Source organism: Streptomyces sp. NPDC002088, assembly GCF_040296605.1.
Lineage (GTDB): Bacteria > Actinomycetota > Actinomycetes > Streptomycetales > Streptomycetaceae > Streptomyces.
In genome coordinates, this window is sequence record NZ_JBEOXO010000029.1 from 82,598 (window position 1) to 104,950 (window position 22,353).

General features: G+C 66.8%; 19 protein-coding genes and 3 pseudogenes. 10 read left to right on the top strand and 12 right to left on the bottom strand.

Annotated features, from left to right (window positions below; translation table 11 throughout):
• Nucleotides 1-145 precede the first annotated feature (145 nt).
• Nucleotides 146-2,872 carry an alpha-L-rhamnosidase-related protein gene (locus ABT114_RS41235; RefSeq protein ID WP_351149679.1) on the top strand — a complete coding sequence of 909 codons (2,727 nt, stop codon included), beginning with the start codon at nucleotides 146-148 and terminating at the stop codon, nucleotides 2,870-2,872.
• A gap of 55 nt (nucleotides 2,873-2,927) precedes the next feature.
• Here ABT114_RS41235 and ABT114_RS41240 read toward each other — a convergent pair whose 3' ends face one another.
• From ABT114_RS41240 to ABT114_RS41265, 6 genes are all read right to left on the bottom strand, one after another.
• On the bottom strand, nucleotides 2,928-3,119 hold the full coding sequence (locus tag ABT114_RS41240; protein ID WP_351149682.1) for a hypothetical protein: 192 nt from the start codon (nucleotides 3,117-3,119) through the stop codon (nucleotides 2,928-2,930).
• A gap of 70 nt (nucleotides 3,120-3,189) precedes the next feature.
• Nucleotides 3,190-4,617, bottom strand: a complete 1,428-nt coding sequence (locus ABT114_RS41245; RefSeq protein ID WP_351149684.1) for a cellulose binding domain-containing protein — start codon at nucleotides 4,615-4,617, stop codon at nucleotides 3,190-3,192.
• A 62-nt stretch (nucleotides 4,618-4,679) separates the two neighbouring features.
• Nucleotides 4,680-6,194: a beta-N-acetylhexosaminidase gene (locus tag ABT114_RS41250; RefSeq protein WP_351149686.1), complete on the bottom strand. Its 1,515-nt coding sequence runs from the start codon at nucleotides 6,192-6,194 to the stop codon at nucleotides 4,680-4,682.
• A 41-nt stretch (nucleotides 6,195-6,235) separates the two neighbouring features.
• Nucleotides 6,236-7,075 carry a carbohydrate ABC transporter permease gene (locus tag ABT114_RS41255; protein WP_351149688.1) on the bottom strand — a complete coding sequence of 280 codons (840 nt, stop codon included), beginning with the start codon at nucleotides 7,073-7,075 and terminating at the stop codon, nucleotides 6,236-6,238.
• A complete protein-coding gene (locus tag ABT114_RS41260; protein ID WP_351149691.1) occupies nucleotides 7,072-8,061 on the bottom strand; it encodes a carbohydrate ABC transporter permease in 990 nt (329 codons plus the stop codon). Before ABT114_RS41260 ends, ABT114_RS41255 begins: the two co-directional genes overlap by 4 nt.
• Before the next feature lie 29 nt (nucleotides 8,062-8,090).
• Nucleotides 8,091-9,359, bottom strand: coding sequence for an extracellular solute-binding protein (locus tag ABT114_RS41265; RefSeq protein WP_502988485.1), 1,269 nt, complete (start codon nucleotides 9,357-9,359; stop codon nucleotides 8,091-8,093).
• A gap of 269 nt (nucleotides 9,360-9,628) precedes the next feature.
• On the opposite strand from ABT114_RS41265, the gene ABT114_RS41270 reads away from it, so the two are divergent.
• Nucleotides 9,629-10,468, top strand: coding sequence for a GntR family transcriptional regulator (locus ABT114_RS41270; RefSeq protein ID WP_351149694.1), 840 nt, complete (start codon nucleotides 9,629-9,631; stop codon nucleotides 10,466-10,468).
• Nucleotides 10,469-10,756: 288 nt separating this feature from the next.
• Here ABT114_RS41270 and ABT114_RS41275 read toward each other — a convergent pair whose 3' ends face one another.
• Together ABT114_RS41275 and ABT114_RS41280 are read right to left on the bottom strand one after the other, a co-directional pair.
• The gene (locus ABT114_RS41275) at nucleotides 10,757-10,897 is read right to left on the bottom strand and encodes a hypothetical protein (protein ID WP_351149697.1); all 141 of its coding nucleotides are present in this window, start codon (nucleotides 10,895-10,897) and stop codon (nucleotides 10,757-10,759) included.
• A gap of 136 nt (nucleotides 10,898-11,033) precedes the next feature.
• Nucleotides 11,034-11,663, bottom strand: coding sequence for a TetR/AcrR family transcriptional regulator (locus ABT114_RS41280; protein WP_351149700.1), 630 nt, complete (start codon nucleotides 11,661-11,663; stop codon nucleotides 11,034-11,036).
• Between the two features lie 191 nt (nucleotides 11,664-11,854).
• Between ABT114_RS41280 and ABT114_RS41285 the strand changes: the two genes are divergently transcribed.
• From ABT114_RS41285 to ABT114_RS41295, 3 genes are all read left to right on the top strand, one after another.
• Complete coding sequence (locus tag ABT114_RS41285; RefSeq protein WP_351149743.1) at nucleotides 11,855-12,817, top strand: zinc-binding dehydrogenase; 963 nt, start codon at nucleotides 11,855-11,857, stop codon at nucleotides 12,815-12,817.
• 119 nt (nucleotides 12,818-12,936) lie between these two features.
• Nucleotides 12,937-13,254: a TetR family transcriptional regulator C-terminal domain-containing protein gene (locus ABT114_RS41290; RefSeq protein WP_351149703.1), complete on the top strand. Its 318-nt coding sequence runs from the start codon at nucleotides 12,937-12,939 to the stop codon at nucleotides 13,252-13,254.
• 91 nt (nucleotides 13,255-13,345) lie between these two features.
• On the top strand, nucleotides 13,346-13,594 hold the full coding sequence (locus ABT114_RS41295) for a pentapeptide repeat-containing protein (protein ID WP_351149746.1): 249 nt from the start codon (nucleotides 13,346-13,348) through the stop codon (nucleotides 13,592-13,594).
• A 381-nt stretch (nucleotides 13,595-13,975) separates the two neighbouring features.
• Here the strand turns inward: ABT114_RS41295 and ABT114_RS41300 are convergent, their stop codons facing one another.
• A complete protein-coding gene (locus ABT114_RS41300) occupies nucleotides 13,976-14,941 on the bottom strand; it encodes a S66 peptidase family protein (protein WP_351149706.1) in 966 nt (321 codons plus the stop codon).
• Nucleotides 14,942-14,964: 23 nt separating this feature from the next.
• On the opposite strand from ABT114_RS41300, the pseudogene ABT114_RS41305 reads away from it, so the two are divergent.
• Nucleotides 14,965-15,971: pseudogene (locus tag ABT114_RS41305) on the top strand (IS256 family transposase); the annotation flags it as partial.
• Nucleotides 15,972-15,978: 7 nt separating this feature from the next.
• Here the strand turns inward: ABT114_RS41305 and ABT114_RS41310 are convergent.
• Entirely contained in the window at nucleotides 15,979-16,884 is a 906-nt protein-coding gene (locus ABT114_RS41310; protein WP_351149709.1) for a hypothetical protein, read from the bottom strand.
• A gap of 247 nt (nucleotides 16,885-17,131) precedes the next feature.
• Between ABT114_RS41310 and ABT114_RS41315 the strand changes: the two are divergent.
• Nucleotides 17,132-17,302 (top strand): annotated as a pseudogene (locus ABT114_RS41315) (transposase); the annotation flags it as partial.
• Here ABT114_RS41315 and ABT114_RS41320 read toward each other — a convergent pair.
• Both ABT114_RS41320 and ABT114_RS41325 read right to left on the bottom strand, forming a co-directional pair.
• Nucleotides 17,301-17,480, bottom strand: a pseudogene (locus ABT114_RS41320) (IS701 family transposase); the annotation flags it as partial. The pseudogenes ABT114_RS41315 and ABT114_RS41320 overlap by 2 nt on opposite strands.
• 132 nt (nucleotides 17,481-17,612) lie before the next feature.
• Nucleotides 17,613-18,167, bottom strand: coding sequence for an ATP-binding protein (locus ABT114_RS41325; RefSeq protein ID WP_351149748.1), 555 nt, complete (start codon nucleotides 18,165-18,167; stop codon nucleotides 17,613-17,615).
• A 382-nt stretch (nucleotides 18,168-18,549) separates the two neighbouring features.
• Between ABT114_RS41325 and ABT114_RS41330 the strand changes: the two genes are divergently transcribed.
• Genes ABT114_RS41330 through ABT114_RS41340 form a run of 3 tightly spaced genes read left to right on the top strand, consistent with a single transcriptional unit; the run spans nucleotide 18,550 to nucleotide 22,351 of the window.
• Nucleotides 18,550-19,593, top strand: coding sequence for a DUF7379 domain-containing protein (locus ABT114_RS41330; protein ID WP_351149711.1), 1,044 nt, complete (start codon nucleotides 18,550-18,552; stop codon nucleotides 19,591-19,593).
• Nucleotides 19,590-21,218: a VMAP-C domain-containing protein gene (locus ABT114_RS41335; protein ID WP_351149714.1), complete on the top strand. Its 1,629-nt coding sequence runs from the start codon at nucleotides 19,590-19,592 to the stop codon at nucleotides 21,216-21,218. Before ABT114_RS41330 ends, ABT114_RS41335 begins: the two co-directional genes overlap by 4 nt.
• Nucleotides 21,215-22,351, top strand: a complete 1,137-nt coding sequence (locus tag ABT114_RS41340) for an AAA family ATPase (protein ID WP_351149716.1) — start codon at nucleotides 21,215-21,217, stop codon at nucleotides 22,349-22,351. Before ABT114_RS41335 ends, ABT114_RS41340 begins: the two co-directional genes overlap by 4 nt.
• Nucleotides 22,352-22,353 lie beyond the last annotated feature (2 nt).

A 22,353-nucleotide genomic window follows, 5' to 3' on the forward strand; every position in this document is an offset into this window, starting at 1 on the left:
TCGTTCCCCGTTGAGTAGATCGCCAGGTCGGTACCACTTGCTCAGCCTCGCCATGGTCGTGGCGGCCGCGCTGGCCGTGGCTCCCGTGTCGCCCGCGTCCGCGTCGCCAACCTCAACCTCCAGCCCCCGAGCGGAGCTTGATGCCTTGAACTACTCGCCGACCTCACGCACCCTCAAGCCGACCGCCGTCCACCGCACGTCCGGCAGCGTCGCGAACCCGCAGAACGTCCTCAGCGGACAGCCGACGCGGATCTCCGGCTCGCAGTCGGCCATCACGCTCGACTTCGGCAAAGAGGTCGCCGGTATGGCAACGTTGTCATTCGGCAGTACCAGCGACAGCGGCCAGCGAGTCGGCCTGGCCTTCAGCGAGTCGTCCCTGTACGTGGGCAACAACAGCGACCGCAGCAGCGGCCGCGACGGCGAGGACGGAGCGCTCTACGCCACGGCCTCCGCCAACGGCACCTACACGATGCCCACCGCCCAACAGCGTGGCGGCTTCCGCTACCTCACCGTCTTCCTCGACAGCTCGGGCTGGGTGGACCTCAAGGGCGTCAGCCTCGCCTTCACCGCGGCTCCGGGAAAGGCCAACCCGGCCGACTACGCCAACTACTTCTCCTCCAGCGACGAGCTGCTCAACCGCATCTGGTACGCCGGGGCGTACACCGTGCAGCTCAACACGATCGCCTCCGACGAGGGCCGCGCCTGGCCGCCACCGGCCTCGGAGTGGGACAACGGCGCCACCGTCGGCGTGGGCGACTCCGTCCTGGTCGACGGGGCCAAGCGCGACCGTACGGTGTGGCCCGGCGACCTGGGCATCGCCGTACCCACGCAGTACGCGTACTCCAACGACCTCACCTCGACCCGCAACGCGCTCACCACGATGTACAACGTGCAGTCGGCGGAGGGCGAAATCCCCTGGTCGGGCCCGCCGTTCAACCTCACCGGCTCGGACACCTACCACACCTGGACGCTGCTGGGCACGGCCACGTACTACACCTACACCGCCGACCGGGCGTGGCTGGACTCCGAATGGGCCAACTACACGCGCGGGATGTCCTTCATCATCAACAAGATCAACGGCAACAACCTGCTCAACGTGACCCGCACCCAGGACTGGGCCCGGTCCGGCCAGGGCGGTGAGAACATCTCCGCCAACGCCCTGCTGTACGCCGCGCTCAAGGGCGGCGTTACCCTCGCCCAGGCCAAGGGCGACAGTGTGCTCGCCGCGAGCTGGGCCGACAAGGCGGCTGCCATCAAGGTCGCGGCCAACTCCCGCCTGTGGGACGCCTCGAAGGGCATGTACAAGGACAACCCGACCAGCGCCCTGTACCCGCAGGACGGCAACTCGCTGGCGGTCTGGTACGGGTTGACCGACTCCACGGCCAAGTCGAAGAGCGTCATGGCGGGGCTCGGGAAGAACTGGGGCATCTACGGCCCCACCACTCCCGAATGGGGCGGTAACGTCTCGCCCTTCGCCGGCGGAATGGAACTGAACGCCCACTTCGCCGCCCACGACGACTACACCGCCCTGGCGCAGATCCGCCGCACCTGGGGCCACATGCTCAACAGCGACATCGGCACCAAGAGCACCTTCTGGGAGGGCGTCAAGGCCGACGGCGGCCTCGCCTACGGCGGCTCGTTCATGAGCCTGGCCCACGGCTGGTCCACCGCGCCCACCTCCACGCTCACCTTCGACGTGCTCGGCACCGCACCGGAGTCGGCGAACGGCGCGTACCGCTTCGTCCCGCACCCCGGCGACCTGACCAGTGCCGAGGGCCGCATCACCATGCCCCAGGGCGCCATCAGCGGGTCCTGGTCCCGCGACCCCGCCGCCGGCACCTACACGGCGCACCTCTCCAGCCCGTCCGGTACCACCGGCCGTATCGGAGTTCCGAAGTTCGGCGGCTCCAACATCTCGGTGTCCGTGAACGGCAACGTCGTCTGGAGCAACGGAACCTTCACGCCCACCTCGGGCATCACCGGCGCGAGCCAGGACGACACCTACGTCTACCTGACCGGCGTCGCGCCGGGCAGCTACACCGTGAACGCCACCGGACTGGGCAATCCCGCTCCGCCTGCCGAACCGGGTACCGGCGCCCTGCGAGCGGGCTTCACCCGGTGCGCAGGCGAGGGCGGCACCTGCTCCTTCAGCGGCACCCGCTCGGTGGCCTACGGGGCCGGGTCGTACACGTACAAGACAGTGACCGGCAGCACCGCCTGCACCAGCGACTCGTTCGGTGGCGATCCGGCGTCGAATCTCGTCAAGTCCTGCTACGTCGCCGACGCGGGCGGCCCGCCCGGATACACCGTCTGTGCCGCAGAGGGCGGAACCTGCGCCGTGCCCGGCTACAACCGTGACGTCGCCTACGGCGCCAACGGCAACTTCGCCCACCAGGTCACCAACGGTTCCGTCGCCTGCACCAACGCCCACTTCGGCGATCCCATCGACGGAGTCGCCAAGTCCTGCTACCTGCCGCCCGACGGAGCCCCGCCCGGCGGCTGGACCAAGTGCGCGTCCCAGAACGGCACTTGTCCGGCCGCCGCGGGACAGCCGGTGATGTACGGGGCCTTCGGAGCGTTTGCCACGATCACGGCCACCGGTGACACCCCATGCACCGACGCCACGTTCGGCGACCCGATCTCCGGCGAGTCGAAGGCCTGCTACACCGCGAGCGGCGGCCCGGTCGGCTACGCCACCACCTGCTCCGCCGAAGGCGGCACCTGCGCCTTCAGCGGACAGCAGACCGTCGCCTACGGAGCCCGGGGCAGCTTCGTGTACAAGTCGTTCACCGGCGGCACCGGCTGCACGACGGCGGCATTCGGCACCGATCCGCTGCCCGGCGTGAGCAAGTCCTGCTACCTCACCTCCTGAGGAGCGCAACGCCTCCGGCAGCCTCCGCCTCCCCGCGTGTTCGGGGGCTGCCGGATCACTCCGGATGGGCCACTGCCTCCTTCTGCCGGTCGTCGTCCCAGACCGGAGCCGCCGCCCACCTCAGCTGCCCGCCGTCCGCGGAAGGGGCGCTGACCAGGACGGTGTCCACCGCGAACCCCGCATCCCGCAGCTGAGCGGCGACGACGGGCCCCAGCTCGGGGTCGTCCTCCAAGACCAATACGCGCATGGCCCGGAGCTTGGACGGTGTGGGCGCCGGGGCCCGGTGATCCACAGGGCCCCGGCGCCGGACGCTCGGATCAGCTGCTGGGGACGGTGTCCTGGAACGTGGTGCCGGCGCTGCGATACGCCGTCACCTTGGCGGCGACCTGCGCCGGCGTGAGGACCTGGTCCTTGACGTGCAGGACGTAGTCGACCTGCTGGTCGTACGCCCGCGCGGTGGAGCTGGTCAGGCCGCCGAAGTCGATCAGCCACTGGTTGAAGTTGATCGACATCGGCCGCTCCGGCAGGTACGCGGAGTCATGGGTGCCGAAGAGCTGCCCGTCGATGTAGTACTTGATGTTGCTGTTGTCGATGGTCAGCACCAGGTCGTGCCAGCCGGCGTAGCTCTGACGGGCTTCGGTGTGCTGGTTGACCGCCACCCACGGGTCGGCCTGGTAGGTCTCCCAGGACGTCGTGTAGAGGATGTTCGACGTCTCGCCCCAGCCGCCGTTGGGCAGGTACTCGAAGTCGTACTCGGCGTAGTCGTCCGCCAGCGGGGCCGTGAGGTCGTTGATGGTGAAGAACGTCTGGACGAGGTGGTCGCCGTCCGGGCCGTACTTGGGCGCGTCGTTGAACTTGACCCGGGCCGCGTAGGTGCCGTTCTTGAACTTTCGTGCCTGGGTGAGGATTTCGGTCTGCTCGGTGCTCGCTCCGGTGCCGGCGGTCGAGGCCTCCAGGTTCATGATGGAGTTGCCGCTCGTGGTGGCGAAGGTGACGTTCTCGGGCGCCCAGGTGGCGCCGGACACGCCGGGGCCGCCGGAGTTGGAGCGCACGCTCCAGCCGTTCGCCGAGATCTTCGGGTCGCTGTAGCTGCTGTAGTTGAAGTCGTCGAACAGCGTGGCGGCGTCGGCCGGGGGATCGGTCGGTGGGTCGGTGGGCGGGGTCGTCGGGTCGTTGCCCGCGGGGGCCGTGCCCCACAGGGTGGTGCCGGCCAGCTGGGCCGTGACCTTGGACCAGTCGCCGTACGACGTCTGGGAGGCGCCGAAGGAGTAGTCGTCGCTCTGGTTCAGCGACTGCCACGTCGACTGGTAGAAGCGCAGCTGCATGTCGCCGGTGTCGGCGCCCGGGGCGAGCGAGCCGGCACCGGAGGTGAAGCCGATCTCCAGGTAACGGTCGGCGGTGGCGGTCGGGTTGGCGAGCGTGCCGAAGGTGCCCGTGACGTTGGCGCAGCCCTTGACGGCCCAGGAGCAGGCGAAGCGATAGGTCGCGCTCGCCGAGTCGGCCTTGAAGTAGTAGCGGATCTTGACGTTCGCGAGTTGCACGGTCGTGGTGCCGGTGTTCTTCACCTTGAACCAGGGCTCGGACTGGTCGGCGGTGGCTCCCGTGGCGCTCGTGCGGTACTGGACGGTCAGCCCGTCGCCGGCCGCGCTCGCGGTGGCCGGGAGTGCGGTGAGCGCGGCGGCGCCCATGGCCACCGCGACGGCGGCGGACGCGGTGGCGCGCAGCCGGGTCTTCGCGAATCTCATGGTTGTTCCTCTCCAGAAGGGTGGGGTGATTCCGGAACGGGACGGGGTCGGACGTGGTGTTGTCAGGGGTGGCGCTGGACGCCGAGGGCGTCGAGCCGGGCCGTGTGCTCGTCGAGGCGGGACCGGAAGTCCGCCCAGTCGGTCACCCCGCTCCAGCCGCGGTCGGCGAGGGCGCACAGCCGCGGGTAGGTGAGGTACTCGATGTGGGCGGGTGTCGTGACGAACTCGGTCCACAGCTGGGCCTGTGCGCCGAGCACCTGCCCGGCCGCCTCGGCGTCCGCCTCCTCCGGCACGGGGTCGTGGTCATGGAAGGCCCGCAGATCTACGACGGTTCCGGGCTGGGCCGGCGGCTCGTGCGGGGCGTCGGACTGGGCGTAGTCGAGGTAGGTGGCCCGGTGGTAAGCGCTGACGACGGGGTGGCCGCGACGGGCGGCCGTCAGGGTGTGGGCCGAGTCGCGCCAGGTCATCACCGTGAAGTCCAGGGGCAGTTCGGCGCCGGTCTCGGCCCAGCCGACCGGGCGGCGTCCGTTGCGGACGAGGTGATCGCCGATCTGCCCGAGGAACCAGCCGTGCAGGGCCTCGGGGTTCGGCAGGCCCTTCGTCACGGCTCGTTTGCGTGCGGCGGCACTCTGCGTCCACTCGGTGGTGGGGCACTCCTCGCCGCCGACGTGGATGTACGGCGAGGGGAAGACGTCCATGACCTCGTCGAGGACGGTACGGCAGAAGTCGAGGACCTCGTCGTGGACGCCGAGGACGGTGTCGCACACGCCCCAGCGCGTCCAGACGTCGAGGGTGCGCTCCGGGTGGTTGCCCAGTCGGGGGTAGGCGGCGAGGGCGGCTCGTACATGCCCGGGCATCTCTATCTCCGGCATGACGGTGACGCCGCGCGCGGCCGCGTACTGGACGAGGTCGGCGAGTTCGGCCCGCGTGTACGACCCACCGTGCGGGGTGCCGTCGTACGTGTCGCTGCCCGCCGGACCGACCTGGGACTCGGCGCGGTGGCCGCCGATCTCGGTGAGCTTGGGAAAGGCCGCGACCGGCATGCGCCAGCCCTGGTCGTCGGTGAGATGCAGATGGAACACGCTGATCTTGTGCAGGGCCAGCAGGTCCACGTACCGGCGAAGGTAGGAGACGGGTTGGAAGTGGCGGGCCACGTCCAGCATCGCGCCGCGCCAGGGGTGTTGCGGGACGTCGGTGATGTCGGCGCAGGGCAGCAGCCACCGCGTACCGGGCTGCGGGATCGCTGACAGGGCCTGTGGGGGCAGGAGTTGGCGGATCGTCTGGATGCCGCGCAGCAGACCGGTGGGGTGCGCGGCGCGCAGCAGTACGGCGTGCCGGTCGATGGCGAGGGCGTACCCCTCTTCGCCCAGGTCGCTGAGGCCGGAGTCGAGCGCCAGGGTGAACTGGCCGTCCGGGGACGGTCGTAGGGACAGTCCGGTGGCGGGGGCGAGCAGGGTGCGCAGCAGTTCCGCGGCGGGTTCGGCGCCTGCGCCGAGCCGCAGGGTGGTGCCGTGGTCGAGCGTGAAGTGGCCGGGCCGGAACGAGGCCTCGGTGGGGCGGGGCACGAGTGCGGGCATGGATCGCCTCCGGAACGGGGTCGCGGGGGTGGGTGTGGGGGTCAGCCCTTGACCGCTCCGGCCGCGAAGCCGGAGGTGACGTGGCGCTGGAGCAGCAGGAAAACCACAAGTGCCGGGGCAGCGAAGAGAGTCGAGGCGGCCATGGTGGCGCCCCAGTCGGTGCCGAAGACGTTCTGGAACGAGGACAGCCACACGGGCAGGGTGCGGCTGTCCTGATGCTTGATGATCAGGAAGTTGGCGTACGTGAACTCGTTCCAGGCGGTGATATAGCCGAACAGCGAGGTGGCCATCAGCCCTGGGGCCAGCAGCGGGAATGCGATGTGCCGGAACGCGCCGAGCCGGGTGCAGCCGTCGACCTGGGCGGACTCCTCCAGTTCCGGTGGGATGGTGCCGATGAAGCCGCGCAGGACGATGACGGTGAACGGCAGCGTCATCATGAAGTAGACGAGAGTCAGGGTCGGCAGCCGGTCGAGCATGTCGGTGTCCCGGGAGATGATGTAGACCGGGATGATCAGCGACTCCCAGGGCGCCATCTGGGCGATGAAGACCATGAGCATGAACTGCCGGCGCCCCCTCCACTTCATCCGGGCCACCGCGTAGGCGGCGCCGAGCGCGATGACGAGGGCGAGCAGGACGGCGCTCAGCGTGACGAGGATGCTGTTTCGCCAGAACAGACCGAAGCCGTCGGCGCCGACGGCGGCGCGGAAGTGGTCGAGTGTCCAGGCCTCGGGGACGAACCGGGGGCTGTCGGACTGGATGTCGCGGGTCGGTGTGAACGCGGTCGCGACCATCCAGTAGACCGGGAACAGACAGACGACGACCGTGATGACGGCGGCGGCGTTCAGGGGCAGACGGCGGATGCGGGGCCGGGTCGTGCTCATGCGAGCTCGTCCTCCTGGCGGAACATCTGGCGGAAGTAGAAGACGAGCACGCCCGACATCAGCACGACGGTGACCATGGAGGCCGCCGACCCGAGGTCGTAGCGCTGGCTCGACAGGGCGGTCTGCACCGCGTACACGGGCAGGATCGTGGTCGCGTCGCCGGGCCCGCCGTTGGTCATCACCCAGATCTGGACGAACGCCTTGAAGGTCCAGATCACCTCCAGCGACAACACGAGCATGAAGATCGGCCGGACCATCGGGAAGGTGATGGAGCGGAAGATCCGCGGCCCCGACGCCCCGTCGAGCCGCGCCGACTCGTACAGCTCGGTCGGGACGGTGGTGAGGGCCGAGTACAGGGTGATCGCCGCGAAGGGCACGGACTGCCACACGACGAGGGTGACCACGATGGCGAAGGCCGCCGGGCCGTGCGCGAACCAGGGGTAGCGGTCGAAGGACTCGAACCCGAGGTCGGTCAGGACCGCGTTGACGATGCCGAACTCCGAGTGGAACAGCCACTGGAAGACGGTGGTCGCCGCGATGACGGGCATCGCCCAGGTCAGCACGAGCGCGCTGAGGACCGCGGTCCGCCCGAACCGGCCGAGCCGCTCGATCATGAGCGCGACCAGCGTGGACAGCACCATGATCAGCACGACGTTGACCGCCATGAAGAGGAAGGTGCGGCGCACGACCTCCCAGAAGCGGCCGTCGCCCAGCAGCGTCTCGTAGTTCTTGAACCCGACGAACCGCGCGTCGCCCACGATGAGTTGGCGCAGTCCGAAGTCCTGGAGCGAGATCACCACGGCGCGGACCAGGGGATAGACGAGCAGGTAGAGCGTGCCGAGGACGGCGGGTGAGATCAGGACGTACGGCCAGATCCCGCGCCCGTCGGACTGCGACGGGCGGCGCGATCCCGCGCCGGCGGTCCCCCGGCGTGGTCCGGGGCTGAGTAGGGGACGGGAGGCGATCTGCTCTCGGACGGCCGACACGGCGCTCTTCCTTCTCGTGCGTCGACGGCTCAGGAGCCGGAGTTCATCGCCGTGGTGATGGCGTCGGATGCCGTGGTGGCTTCCTTCTGCGCATCACCCCCGGTGAGAACGGCGGTCATGTAGTCCTTGATCGGGTTCTTGGCCTCTACGGCGGCCCAGCCCGGGGTGTTGGGTGTGGCGTGGCCCTCGGCGGCGCCGACCGCCATGGCCGCCGCGCCCGGGTCGGAGGCGACCGCTGAGGCCAGAGTGGTCTTGTTCGGGACGTAGCTCATGGCGACGGCGAGCTTCTTCTGCCAGGTGTCGCCGGTGAGTTCCTTGATGAAGGTGTAGGCCGCGTCCTGCTTGGTGGAGGCCGTGGGGATGACGAGGTCGGACCCGCCGGTGAAGACCGCGCCGGGTGTGTCGGCGGTCTTCCCGGGGATCGGGAAGAAGCCGAGCTTGCCCTTCAGCGCGGGGTTGTTCTGGATGACGACGTTGGCGCCACCGGGTGTCGCGATGACCTGGGCGACCTTCCCCTTGGCCATGACGTCCGCCTGGGGCGGGTTGGCCTCGTCGGCGTCCTTGGGGCCCTTGCCGAGGGCCTGGAGCTTCTTGTAGAACTCCATGCCGCGGATTGCCTCGGGGGTGTCCAGGCTGCCCTTCCACTTGCCGCCGGACTCGGTGGCGAGGTCGCCGCCCTCGTCCCAGACGAAGCCCGAGAGGGTGTACCAGTTCTGGCCGGGCAGATAAATGCCCTGTGTGTCACCGGTGTTGAGCTTCTCGGTGGCGGCGATCCACTGGTCGCGGGTCTTGATGGCGGCCGCGTCGATGCCCGCCTTCTTGAAGAGGTCGGTGCGGTAGATGATGACGCGGTTGGCGGCGTAGTACGGGATGCCGTACTGCTTGCCCTCGTAGGCGCCGGGCCCGGCGAGGCCCTTGAGCCAGTCCTTCCCTCCGAGTTCGTCGACCTTGTCGCTGAGGTCGAGTAGCCCCCCGCTCTGAGCGAACTGGGCGACCTGCGTGTTGCCGGTCTCGATGACGTCCGGTGCGTCGTTGCTGGCGAGGGCCGCCGTGACCTTCTCGCCGATCCCGTCCCACTCCTGGATCTGCACCTTGACCTTGATGTCCGGGTGAGCGGTCTCGAAGCCCTTGACGAAGTCCTTCTGGAACTGGGCCGAGACGCTGTCGCGCATCAGCCAGACGTCGATGGTGGTGCTCCCGCCGGAGCTGCCGTCGGAGGCATCGGAGGAGCTACTGCAGGCACTCAGCCCGGCCGTCATCACGAGCACGGACACACCGGCAAACAAGCGGAGCTTCACGGTTCACCTCTGGAGGACATGACCTAACCACCTGACCAGTGAAGTCCACTGGACAGCTCACCTGTTGATGTGGGGATGAAGGTGGCATAGACCAATCGCGGCGTCAACCCTCCCTGCTTTGAAGGGTTTTGGCGCGTGGGTCAGTCAGGATCTGGACGATCGCTGCTCGGTGGCAGTTACACTTCCCTGGCCAAGAGGGCAGTTGCGGGCGACCACTGGTCAACTGGTCAAGTGGTTAATTGGGGATTCCGCGCATGAGGGAGTGCAACATGAAGGCCGACGAACCAGGTGCGGTGCTCAAACGGGAGCGAGTTCGCGACTTCATCCTCGACCTCGTCGAGTCACACCGCCCGGGGGACGCGATCCCCTCCGAGCGCTCCCTGTGCGCCCACCTGGGTGTGTCCCGCCCGACCCTGCGCGCGGCGGTCGATGAACTCGTTGCCGCGGGCCTGCTGGTCCGGGAACACGGTCGCGGCATGTTCGTGGCACCCGAGAAGATCACCCAGGAACTCGTCTCCGGTCAGCAGACCATGACGGTGCCTCAGGCCTCCGGGACCTGGTCGAGCCGCCTGCTGGAGTTCACCACCATCCCGGCAGGCGCACGCGTGGGCCGCAAGTTGCGCGTATCACCCGCCGCCGAGATCGTGTACGTGGCACGGCTGCGCCTGGTCGACGGCGCCCCGATGGCCATCGAGCATCTGCACATCCGGGCCGATCTGGTCCCCACCCTGTCCGCCCAGGAACTGGAAGCCGGCGACCTGTACGAGCACCTGCGCGAACAGCATGGCGTACACGTACAGGAGGCTGTTCAGGCGATCGAGCCGACCGTCGTCACCCGGGCCGAGGCCGAGCTGCTCGACGTGCCCGAGCTGTCCCCGGCGCTGCTCTTCGAGCGGCTCACCTCGGACACCACGGGTCAGCCCGTCGAATACGTCCACTCGATCTACCGAGGCGACCGCTACCGCATCGTCTCCCGGCTCACCCTCGGCCCCTCGGCCACGGCGGCGCCGGCCCGGCTCGGACATCACCCCGGCATCCCCCCGGGCGACTTCGCCCACCGTGACACCATCGCGTCCTCCACGCGGGGGGACATCCAGTCGGCACCGTGAGCCACTGCGGTTTCCCGGTGGGGGCGTGGGGGGAAGGCCTGGCGAGCGCCGGTCTGTACTGAGTGCGGCACCGACTGGCGGCGGGCCTCGGGTTCCGTGGGCATCTGCGTTCCGGGGTCCCAGCGGGAGGGTCTACAGGTCTCCGGGCCGCGCGTAGCGGTAGAAGAACGGGCCGATCTGTCCGGCCAGTGCGCGGGTCAGAGCGGAACTGTCCTCCAGCAGCCGTGCAACGGCACTTCAGCGGATGTATGGCTGCCGACCTGTGTAGACGCTACTTCCTTGGGGCGGTCATGCGGTCGGATTATCCAGGTCGCCATCTTCTACCTGCGGAAAGTCGCTTCTAAGAAGCTTCTCGGCCAGCTCTTCAACAACACTGCCCTGACCATCAGCCGCGCAGTGAGAGATGTCCGCCCGCTTCTGTAACTTCACGGTGTCTTGCTGCCAACAGGACCAGGGACAGGCAGGCGATGCGCCCCGGTAGGGCGCCGCGCCCAAGCTGTCTAGACGATCTATTCCAAGGGGTTCAGTGGTTCGCGCGTCGAGCGTGGATACCGCTCGCCCAGGGTCAGGCGCTGGCCGGTGCTGCGGATGCCAGTCGTGCCGCTGGTGGTAGCGGTGCGTGGTGAGGGCAGGCTTCGAACGCCTGGATCGCCAGCCCTGCGAAGCGTCGGGAGGCCATGACCTGGGTGGCGGTGGATGTGGCGTGGATACCCTTGTTGGCCATGAGTACGAGAATGAGGTCGTCCAGAACGAAGTCGGGCCTCAGGTGCCCTGCGTTCTTGGCTCGCTGGGCCAGTCCGGCGACTGCTTTCACCGTGTACTCACGTCCCGCGACATCCGGCGCCCCCGGGAGGGTTGACAGGAAGGCTTCGGTGAAGCCCCGATCGCGTGCGTGCAGCTCACAGATCTTCTCGATCACCAGGCAGAGGCCACGCCACGGATCAGGATCTGCGCACCCCTCGTCGACGATGGTGCGACATGCGCGCAGCTGGTCCGCGAAGGCTTCGGCGACCAGCATCTGCTTGGTCGGGAAGTGACGGTACAAGGTGGCAGGTCCCACCCCGGCACGCCGCGCGATCTCCCGCATCGGCACATCCAGGCCCTCGGCCGAGAACAGCGCTCGGGCCGCGTCCTGGATGCGGTCGCGGTTGTCCATCGCGTCGGAACGCAGCTTATGAGGCAAGTGGCTGGTCACTCTCTCACTTTAACTAAACGGACGGGGGCGTCCGATACCGTCCAAGACGTAGAAGCTCGCCGAGATCATTGGGGCGCACAGCACGGGGACCGATCCTCGGCCGTGGCGTGAAGCCTCTTCCCATCAGACGGGATCGGTGGCGGGTATGGAGCAGGATCGTGCTTGAGCGGTCCGAAAACGTGGAGACGACATTGAAGGCAATCGCGATCCAGAAGTTCGGGGGTCCTGAGGGTCTGGCTGTTGTCGACCTGCCGATACCCGCACCTGCTGCCGGGCAGGTGCTGATTGCCGTTGAGGCGGTGGGCGTCGGTGGTGTCGACACCGTGATCCGAAGCGGGGCTCTGGCCGCCTACGGCTTCAAGGAGGGTTTCATCCCGGGTGGCGAGGTGGTGGGCACCGTGACCGCGGTCGGTGACGGCGTCGACGCGTCGTGGATTGGCCTGCGGGTGTGGGGCTTCACCGGCACCGGCGGAGGCTACGTCGAACAGGCCGTCGCGCCGTTCGAGCAGATTCTTCCCCTGCCCAGTAGCCTGTCCGCCGTCGCCGCGGTGACCCTCGGTAGTTCCGGTGCGGTGGCCCACTTCGGGCTTCGCCACGCCCATTTCGCTCCCGGGGAGACGGTCTTGGTGCGTGGCGCGGCCGGCAGCATCGGGATCATGGCCGTTCAGCTCGCTGCTCGCGGTGGTGCCGCCGCGGTGGCGGTCACGACATCGTCGGCCGAACGCGGTGAGCGGCTGCGCCGTCTCGGCGCGACCCACGTGCTGGACCGCTCCGGCCACGGAGGGAAGGAGGCTCCAGCGGGCTATGACGTCATCATCGACGTTGTGGCCGGTGAGGACATGCCGTCGTTCTTCGACAGGCTCAACCCGAACGGCCGCATGGTGGCCGTGGGCGCTGTCGCAGGTCAGCCGCCCGCGGACTTCGGCACGAAGATCATGGCGGCGTTCCAGAAGTCGATGTCCTTCGCCGCTTTCAGCGCAGCTACCGTCACCCAAGCCGACCTGCGTGCCGTGCGCAGCGAGCAGTTCGCCGCAGCCAGTCGCGGCGAGATCGAAACAGTGGTGCACGAGGTGCTGCCACTGGACAAAGCCGTGCTGGCGCACCAGAAGATGGCCGCGGGTGAGGTCTTCGGGAGGATCGTGCTGACACCGTAGTCGAAGGTATCCACGCCGGGATTGCCGCGATCCCCTGCGCAGTCGAGGCGAGGGAGTCCAATGTCGGTGCGTGAAGACGGACTTGGACTCCCTCGCGACCGCGCTCTACGTGAAGACCGATGATCCGGACCACTACCATCCCGTCCCATCCCCAGGGGTGCATGGGCGTCCAGGGCGCCTTGGCCGCCGGCGACTCCGGACGGGAAGTCCGCGACCTCCTCGTCGTCTGGCGCAACAACGGCTACGTCTGCGTCCGGGAGCGGTTCCAACGAGCCGTCGACGACGGCGACCTGCCTGCGGAGACCGATCCGGGACTCCTGGCCCGCTACGTCACCACCTTGGCACACGGCATCGCCGTGCAAGCCGCGAGCGGCGTCTGCAGCGATGAACTCCAGGCGATGACCGACGCCGCCCTGCGCACCTGGCCACCCTCATGAGAACCGCCCGTCAAGGGCATCAACACCGGCGCGTGGCCCGAGTGCCACGGCTATACCGTCAGCGACCCGGTCGCCGGGGAACTGCGCGAACCTGGTCCACGCGATCCTGAGCGACGTGGACCTGACCGGCGCGAACCTCACCTACGCAAACCTGACCGGCGCGTACCTGACCAGGACCGTGCGCATGCTTCTGCCGCCAGGGGCAACCTGGAGTTCGTCAACTCGGTGGCCTGCCGAGGTGGCATCGATTGTCGCCGAGCAGTCCGACGAGGTGAGTCCTGGCGTCCACCGGGTGCGCGGCGGCCCGGCGCCAGACCGGTCAGGTTCGGTTCGGGTCTGAAGGCCGACACAACACTGTCGAGGGTGGCGATGCGTGCCATCTCGTTGAGCTGGCTGTCAGGGGGCCGGTAACGGCGCCGACGATCGCCTCGGTCGTCTCGCGGACCTATATACTTCAACCAGCCTCGTACTGACTGCCGGTAGATGTCGTCCAGCCGATCTCGTCCTCGTCCAGCTGGACCGGCGGGGGGAACACGGCAGCGGGGTCGGTGGTGCAGGGCAGGGACAGCATTGCTCCTGGACAGGCTGATCAACACGAGCCACCAGGTGTTCATGAGCAGACCTCCTACAGGTCGAACAACCGACCTAAGGCGGCGATCACCAAAGCGTGAGCCGGGCCCTGGGCTGCTGCCGAGGCTGTCGGCGAACTGATCCGTGTTGCTCAGCCGACCGGTCCCGTCATCGTGTGCGGCCGTACTGCCGGTTCGAGCAATGTCCGCTGCTGCGCGTCGAGGGCGACGCGGATGCCGACCGGCATCGGCAGATTCGGGCCGGCGTGTCCGAACTCGACGTTGCCCAGGACCGGGATGTCACGGTCGCCGAGGACGTCGAGGACTATCTCGGACAGGGGCGGGGACGCGTCGGGCGAGCCGAGTCCGTCGATTGCGTACGGGACGCCCACGACCATGCCGGAGATCCGATCGAGGATGCCGCAGTGCCGCAGTACCTGTAGATAGCTCCACACATACGATGCCTGGCCGTCCATCTCCTCCCAGAACAGCACCGCGCCGTAGAACCATTCGAGCGGCAGCGCGTAGGGCATTGCCTGCGCCAGCACGATGCGATTGATCTCCCCGCCGATCAGTCGGCCTTCGGTGCGGCCGGAACGCCAGCACTCCCACGACGGGGTGGCCGGCAGCGCACCGATTGCCTCGGCGCCGGTCAGAAGCGTTGCGTAGAGCTTTTCAAGTTCCGCTCTGCGTGCCGTGGGCGCGGCCTGCCAGTGTCCGCCGAGTCCAGGGGTGGCCAGGTCGGCATGGAAGCCGACCAGACCCGTGCGCGCGTAGAGCACCAGATGCAGCAGGGAGATGTCGCTGTAGCCGAGGATCGGCTTGGGGTCGGCAGTGATCGCCTCGACGTCGATCAGGTCGAGGTAGCCGAGCGCCGTCTGGCCGCCGTCATGCGCGATGATCGCGCGCACCTCAGGATCACGCAGTAGTCCATTGAACTCCTTGGCGATCTCCGCTGGCCGAGCCGCGCTCCACCAATGGTGCCGCCCTGCTTCGAGCAGCGGTGCCCGACGCACGCGGAATCCCATCCGCTCGAGCACGACTACCGCCTGCTCGAGGTCGGGCTCGTAAACGGCATGAAGCGGGTCTGTACGGTCTTCGGTGTAACTCCCGATCATGGAAGCAGCACCTGATGAGCGACGTGACTGTCTCTGCCGAGGCGGTTGAAGAGGTCCGGCCGGCTGCGTTGCCGGCGGACGTGCTGGACGAGCAGTTGATCGGGCAGTTGGTCGACCGGGCCCGCGCGAGCGGCCTGCAGCTGACCGGTGAGGGCGGGCTGCTGCAGCAGCTGACCAAGCGCGTGCTGGAGTCTGCTCTCGAAGGCGAGATCACCGACCACCTCGGCTGCGAGAAGCATGACCCAGCCGGTGCCGGCAGCGGCAACAGCCGTAACGGGGCGCGGTCCAAGACCGTGCTGACCGACGTCGGCCCGGTGGAGATCACGGTGCCGCGTGACCGGGACGGCAGCTTTGAGCCGCAGATCGTCAAGAAGCGGCAGCGGCGGCTGACCGGCGTCGACGAGATGGTCTTGTCGCTGTCCGCGCGTGGTCTGACGCACGGTGACATCTCCGCCCACCTGGCTGAGGTCTATGGCGCGAGCGTGTCCAAGCAGACCATCTCGACCATCACCGACAAGGTCATGGACGGGATGGCCGAGTGGCAGAACCGGCCGCTGGACCCGGGGCGGTCTATCCGGTGATCTTCATCGACTGCGTGCACGTGAAGGTGCGCGACGGGCAGGTGGCGAATCGGCCCGTCTATGTTGCCCTGGCGGTCACGGTGGACGGCACGCGCGACATCCTCGGCCTGTGGGCCGGCGACGGCGGCGAAGGCGCAAAGTACTGGCTCCAGGTCCTGACCGAGATTAAGAACCGGGGCGTCGAGGACGTGTGCATGGTCGTCTGCGACGGGCTCAAGGGCCTGCCCGACTCCATCTCGGCGGTCTGGCCCCAGGCGGTCACCCAGACCTGTGTCGTTCACCTGATCCGGGCGTCGTTCCGCTACGCGGGCCGCCAGGACTGGGACAAGATCTCCCGCGCTCTCAAGCCTGTCTACACGGCTCCGACAGCGAGCGCGACGGAGGACCGGTTCCTGGAGTTCCAGGAGGAGTGGGGCGCCAAGTATCCAGCGATCGTGCGGCTTTGGGAAGTCTGCTTCATACTGCCTGTCCTGTCTCGTAGTTGGTGTTCGCTCGTCGCTTGAGGTGGGAGGAGGTTGCTACGCGCTGTTTCCAGTACGCCTCGATGTCGTTGTCCCAGGCGATGCACCAGCGGCGGTGTCGTGCCTGGCGGGCGGTCATTTCGGCGCTGCGGATCCAGGGGTAGATCGCGGCTTCGTGGATGCCGAGGAACCGGGCAGCCTCGGGCACGGTGATCTCCCCTGGTTCGGTGGGGTTGTTGCGCCGGGAGCCGATCGCGTGCTGGGCGCGGATGTGACGGATGGAGTTCACCGTGAAGGGGCGGCAGTTGCCGGTGGTGAATCCGAGGCTGTTGAGGTGTTCGGCGATCTCGGCGTCGCTGTGGACATCCAACAGCTCGCGGACGATCTCGATGGCTCGGGTGGGGTTGCGGTTGGTACGGCGGTCGCAGGTGATCTGGTCGACGGCGCCGGTGTGCCAGCGCACCCCGATGTGAGCACGGGCGTCATCGACATGCCGCACGGTCACGTCCGCGATCAGTGTCCGCAGCAGGCGCTTGCGGTCCTTGGCCGTGGTGGTCGGCGCCTGCCACAAGGCCGGCAGGTCACGGGCGAGCTCACGCAGCCGCGCGACCTCGGGCAGGGCCGGCTCGGCAGCGATCAGGTCAGCCAGCACGGTCTCGGCCTGGGCCAGTGCGGCAAGTTTCGCCTCCCAGCGGCTCTCCAGCGAGCGGGCGACCAGCCGGTTCTCCGGCTCGACCTGGCTGAAGGCGCGCTCGGCGCGGTCGGCTTCATTGCGGGCGCGTTCGACGGCGAGTTCGGCGGCCCGGTGCGAGCGCTGGTGGCGGTGGTGGACCTCATCGGCCGCGGCCAGGGCGAGGTGGACCTGCTCGGGAGTCAGGGCGGCCAGCAGCAGATCGACCACCTGCGGGTCGACCGCCGCGGCGGCGATCGAGTGGCAGCCGGTGCTCGTCCGGAGCGGAGCCGCGGTCTGTCCACGCCTGCGGAAGCGTCACCGTCACACCGTCACCGGCGGTGCAGATGAACACAGACCGCTGGAGCGACGCACCGTGCGGCACACCCGCAACCGGCGCCCCGACAGCGGATGGAAGGGATGCGTGACCAGCAAGGTGTCCTCAGAAACGCCGCGAAGAGGGGCACTATGCGATGTCCTCTGGGAGAACCCCTGGGCCGAGTTCGTGCCCTTCCTCCAGTTCGACAGCGAGATCCGCCGCGTCGTCTGCACCACCAACGCGATCGAGTCGGTCAACGCTCGCATACGAAAAGCCGTCCGGGCCCGCGGGCATTTCCCGAACGAGGCCGCAGCCCTCAAATGCGTCCATCGGCATCCCACCTGGCCCTGGACAGCAGATGCTGCAAGCCATCCGGGGTCGCGTTCCCGGCATGCTCGGCGAGCGTCCAGCAGTTCTTGCGCGGCAGGTCCGACAACAGGCCAAGGACGAACTCCCTTGTCCGGCGCCGCGGTTCCACCCGCGCGAACCGCGGCGCGATGCGGCCCATCAGGGACTCGAACATGTCCTGCCAACGGGCAGGATCTATGCTGTGACCTGCGGCCACCGACTGATCTTCTGTCTTCACACACTGATGATCACCGGTGGCCGTGCAGGTTCCCGGACCAGCCCATCAACACGATCATGATCTGCGGGCGAAGTGAGGGCCGGCCCAACCGGTGGCAGCCACTACCTCCCGCGCGATGTCAACGACAAGCCGTCCGTCCGTCGCCACTCGCACGGTCTCCGCGGGGGCCCGCTGGTCCAGGAGCCGCGCCTTGCGGACACTTCCTTCCAGCTCCTGCTCTAGCTCTGAGCCAAGTTCTCGTCCCACCAGCCGCTCGCGGGCGGTGGCATCGGAGGCAGTGAGCAGGACTCGTATGATCCCCACTCCGGCCCCCATGGCACGCTCGAACATGCCCGTCGCCTCCGGCAACACACTCACGGTGTTCGTATAGATCAGCCGTCGGTAGCCGCGCTGGACGAAGTTCGCCCACACCGCAGTCAGATTGCTCTCGGTGATCTCCGCGCGGTGAGGGTCTCCCTCTGGAGCCGGATGCACCTGTCCCATGAAGTCACCGTCGATGATGGCGTGAGCGACCGCCTCGGCGCGCAGCAGCGCCGAAACCTCCCACCCCACCGTCGTCTTGCCGACACCAGCTCGTCCTCCGATGAGCAGTACTTCTGCGTGATCCATGGGGGCAGCGTGCCAGCGGGCGACCACCTCACGCGATCCGATATCGATCCGGTCGCCTGATCCCAGCCCCGCCCACAAGATCACGATCTTCGGCTGGAGTATTAGGGGCCCCCAAGCCCGCGAGTACCAACGACAACACCGCTCACGACGTCGCCTGGCAACGGTCCGTACAGCCAACCTGCAACCATCTGGGCCAGCTCCGCTGGTCCAGCAGCGCTTCGGGAAGGCGGACGAGGCCGACACGGACGGTACAAGTTCACTTCGTTGTGAGGTTATGACTCCGACGGGGCTCCGGGCTGGCTACATTTGAGCTGCGAAAGAAGCCCGCATTGGCTCGAATCCAGGGGGGACGGCTGCGGTGGGGGACACAACACTGGGTGTAGTGCTGGTACACGGATTCAAGTCAAGTCCCGTCACTTGGGAGTCCTTCCGACTACTCGTTGCAGGAGAAAGGGAACTGGCGTTCGTACGTACAGTCCCGTTCTCCTACGACACGGCTATCTGGTCCTTCAATCCATTGAGGATGCTGCCATCAATCGACACTGTTGCCGACAGTCTTAAGGAGTTCCTCGACACCGAATGCCAGGACTTCGATGGACTAGTTATGGTCACCCACAGTCAGGGCGGCCTAGTCGTTCAACGATTCCTGACACGGATGGCTCAAGAGGGGAGGGCTGCGGAGCTGTCCCGCATCCGGCGGGTCGCTATGCTCGCCTGCCCCAACAATGGGTCCGAGATCGCCCTTCCACTGCGCCGGCTGCTGGTCCGGAACAACCCTCAGGAGGCTCAACTCCGCCCACTGAACGAACAAGTGGCCGACACGCAACGCTTGATCCTGCGGGATTTCGTCTATGCGTCCAGCACCAGCGAACGCACCTGCCCCATTCCGTTCTCCGTATTCGCGGGCGAAAGCGACAACATCGTACGACCGTCGTCAGCCCGCAGTGTCTTTCCTGATGCAGCTGTCCTTCCGGGCGATCACTTCACCATTGTCCATATGGACACACCCATGCACCGGACTTACACGACACTGCGACGCCTGATCCGTGACGCGTCACGCGACGATAGAATTCCACCCATTAGCGGAAGGGAAACAGGAAAAGAAACACATGCCCGAGATGAGAAGCCCGATCTCCCTACGCTGCTCGCCGTGGTTAGCGCTGCAGAGCAGATTTCAGACATGGATGATCCCGAGTTCCGGAAACTAGTTCTGCGGCTTATGCGAAAACAACTTGCTCCACTATACGGTTTCACCGCGGCCTATCAGGCCAACACTCGCGACCACTTGGTGGAAATCATCCAGCGTTGCCTCGACCATCGCGACCCGCATGCCACATTGGACGCCTTCTTGGGCGCGGTGGCCAGTCTGCGCCCCGATGAAAGGGGGACGGCCAACCTGCGCGCAGTGATCGGGGAGCACACATGACGGTTCACCAGTCCAGCCTTCCCGAAGAAGGGGACCACCGATGGAACCGATGGCCCCAATCAGCCCTGGACAGGCTACGCGACGCCATCTGCGCGTTCAGCGACGCACTCGTCGACAGAAGCTTTCTGATCCGACTCATTAAGCATACTAACAGGCACCTCCAGCAATGGGACATTACATTCACGGTGGCGCACTGCGAGAACCCTAGAGATTTCGTCGCGGAACTGGTCAGCACTCTCGATGGCCACGCGGAGCGGGAGCGCGTACTGCTGTCATTGCGCAACTCGTTTGAATTCTTCCGCGGCGAGGAACGAGCCATGCTGGCCCTCGACTCAGCGGTGGAAGAGCTCGCACCGACGGGAAAACTGTCCTCGCATTGGCGGGAACTCGTTGTTTGGTGCCTCCGTCAAACAGGGGCAGAAATCTCACGCCCTCTGGTTGTCGAGGCAGTGGAGCGTGCCCTCCGGCCCGGGGAGGTGGCGCCGTTGCGGGGAACCGAATCGCTTCCCTCGATTATCCATCGACTCAGTGACCCCCTAGACAACCGAATACTCGACACAAACGCCGCCGCAGGTTCTGGACCTGAATTCACGCCGCCTCTCGTGCTGCGTTTCCTCTCAGAACTTGCTCCCGCACTCCCCGACACTAAACGAGAAGGGTTACGTGTACTCATCGAATTGGCTGCCGACGAGCTGCAGCTGCCCGACCTTCAGCGGAACCACCTGCTGAGGCGTGACCGTGTGCCCGCGGTACATGTCGACGCGCGGGTCCTGCAGATACGCCTGCAGGAAACAGTGCCTGGCAGCAATGAGTACTTCCTAGAAGGCGTGGTCTACGATCGTACGCACAACGGTCTGCGCAATCCACGCAAGCGTGAAGCTGAACACCCGATCAGCCTGAAGCATCTCAAGGACACAGGACGTACCTGCCTAGCGAACTGGCACGACCTCGCCGACTGGTTGGATCACGCAGATCGCTCGCACGTAGAGTTCCTGCTGCCCTGGTCGCTGCTCGGGCACCCCGTGGACCACTGGCTGACGGATGGCCACGAATACCCGGTCGGCCACAAGTATCCCGTCGTAGTGCGGTCGCTGGACCGGCTGGAGCAACCTTCGTGGCATTCGTACTGGAAATCTCGCTGGCGACTCCTGATGAGCGGAACGTCCCAATCAGGTTCCGACCAGGCCATTGGCTGGCTCGCGCTAAACGCGGAAGACACGTTCCAGCCACGCGGAAGTGTGCTTCAACTGCGCGGCGTGCGTGGAGAAGTGCGCGCATGGCTGGACGAGCATCCGGAAAACACGGGTCTGGGACTTGCTTTCGCCTACGAACCAGCTGACGACAGACGTTCGGTTGGCTTCCGGGAAGCCGTACGTGAAGGGGTTCCCTTCGTGGTGTGGCGCCGGGATGGGGGCGACCCGCAGGAACTGGCAGAGCGGCTCGCGGCGCTCTCTGCGGAGAGTCTCTTCGACCTGCCGTACCAGATCCGCAGGTGGAGACGTGCCGCACTGGATGACGATCTGGGCGATCTCCGGAATCACCTCACCCTCCTCTGGGATAACCCAGAATGCACCTATACGTGTGCCCCGATGTCCGCGCCGTCCGCCGGAAAGCCCTCTTCATGACCACGAATAGCCCTCACACCCAATCCGGCCTCTCTGGTAAGGCATCCATCGACACGGGGGATCCTGCTGTGCCCGACTGGTGGATATACCGCTGCACCGATGAGCAGCACGACGGCATCAGCCGTCTACCTGGAGCGCCGCCTTGGCGTTCATTCACCGGCGGCCCTCCGCGTGAGGATCTCCTCGATGCCTCCGAATTCTCGGACAGTGCGCGACACCGCAATTACAGTCGGTACGTCCAAGCCTCGCGTTACCAGGCGGAACGTGCTGACATCCACTTGGTGAACTTGTCGCTTCTTCTTCGCCGGCCCCTGCTGGTTACGGGTAGTCCGGGCGTGGGCAAGTCAACCCTGGCCTACAGCATCGCCCATGAGCTCCAGCTAGGGCCGGTGCTGCGCTGGCCGGTCACCAGTCGTGCGACACTTCACGACGGTCTCTACCAGTACGACGCCATCGGACGCCTCCAGGAAATGGGGCTGACAGAGCGCGTCGCCGAACGGCACCATCCACGCGGTACCCGTCGTACATCTGGCAGAAAACGAGCGATGCCACCGGACATTGGACGCTACCTCCGTCTCGGTCCCCTGGGAACGGCGCTACTGCCCTGGAGGACGCCTCGTGTGCTGTTAATTGACGAGATCGACAAGAGCGACGTCGACTTTCCTGGTGACCTGCTCCACGTCTTCGAGGAAGGGGAGTTCACGGTGCCCGAGCTTGCCCGTCTCCACCAGCCGAAGGCAAAGGTGATGACTGCCGATGACGAAGGATGGGTAGAGTTGCGGCGAGGGCGCGTCCAATGTCATGAGTTCCCCATCGTCGTAATGACCAGCAACGAGGAGCGCGAATTCTCCCCCGCATTCCTGCGACGTTGCGTCCGTTTGGATATCAAGCAGCCCAACGCCGCGAAGCTCGAACGTCTTTTGGCAGCACATCTGCCACCACGCGAGAGCGCTCATCCAACACTCCGCACTGACATGGTTGCGCAATTTCTGCGCAAACAGGACGACGAAGGCGCCGCGCTGGCCAATGACCAGCTCCTCAATGCGGTACGCATTGCCGAGCTCCTCCGGGGGGGCAAGGAGGAGCACGATCTGATTGTCGAGCACTTGCTGCGGCCACTCAACGAGGAGTGAGC

Coding starts and splice junctions, on each gene's coding strand:
- ABT114_RS41240 (WP_351149682.1), bottom strand. CDS start 3,119: ATGCGCGTATTGGTCTTGGAGGACGACCCCGAGCTGGGGCCCGTCGTC.
- ABT114_RS41245 (WP_351149684.1), bottom strand. CDS start 4,617: ATGAGATTCGCGAAGACCCGGCTGCGCGCCACCGCGTCCGCCGCCGTC.
- ABT114_RS41250 (WP_351149686.1), bottom strand. CDS start 6,194: ATGCCCGCACTCGTGCCCCGCCCCACCGAGGCCTCGTTCCGGCCCGGC.
- ABT114_RS41255 (WP_351149688.1), bottom strand. CDS start 7,075: ATGAGCACGACCCGGCCCCGCATCCGCCGTCTGCCCCTGAACGCCGCC.
- ABT114_RS41270 (WP_351149694.1), top strand. CDS start 9,629: ATGAAGGCCGACGAACCAGGTGCGGTGCTCAAACGGGAGCGAGTTCGC.
- ABT114_RS41290 (WP_351149703.1), top strand. CDS start 12,937: ATGATCCGGACCACTACCATCCCGTCCCATCCCCAGGGGTGCATGGGC.
- ABT114_RS41300 (WP_351149706.1), bottom strand. CDS start 14,941: ATGATCGGGAGTTACACCGAAGACCGTACAGACCCGCTTCATGCCGTT.
- ABT114_RS41325 (WP_351149748.1), bottom strand. CDS start 18,167: ATGGATCACGCAGAAGTACTGCTCATCGGAGGACGAGCTGGTGTCGGC.
- ABT114_RS41335 (WP_351149714.1), top strand. CDS start 19,590: ATGACGGTTCACCAGTCCAGCCTTCCCGAAGAAGGGGACCACCGATGG.
- ABT114_RS41340 (WP_351149716.1), top strand. CDS start 21,215: ATGACCACGAATAGCCCTCACACCCAATCCGGCCTCTCTGGTAAGGCA.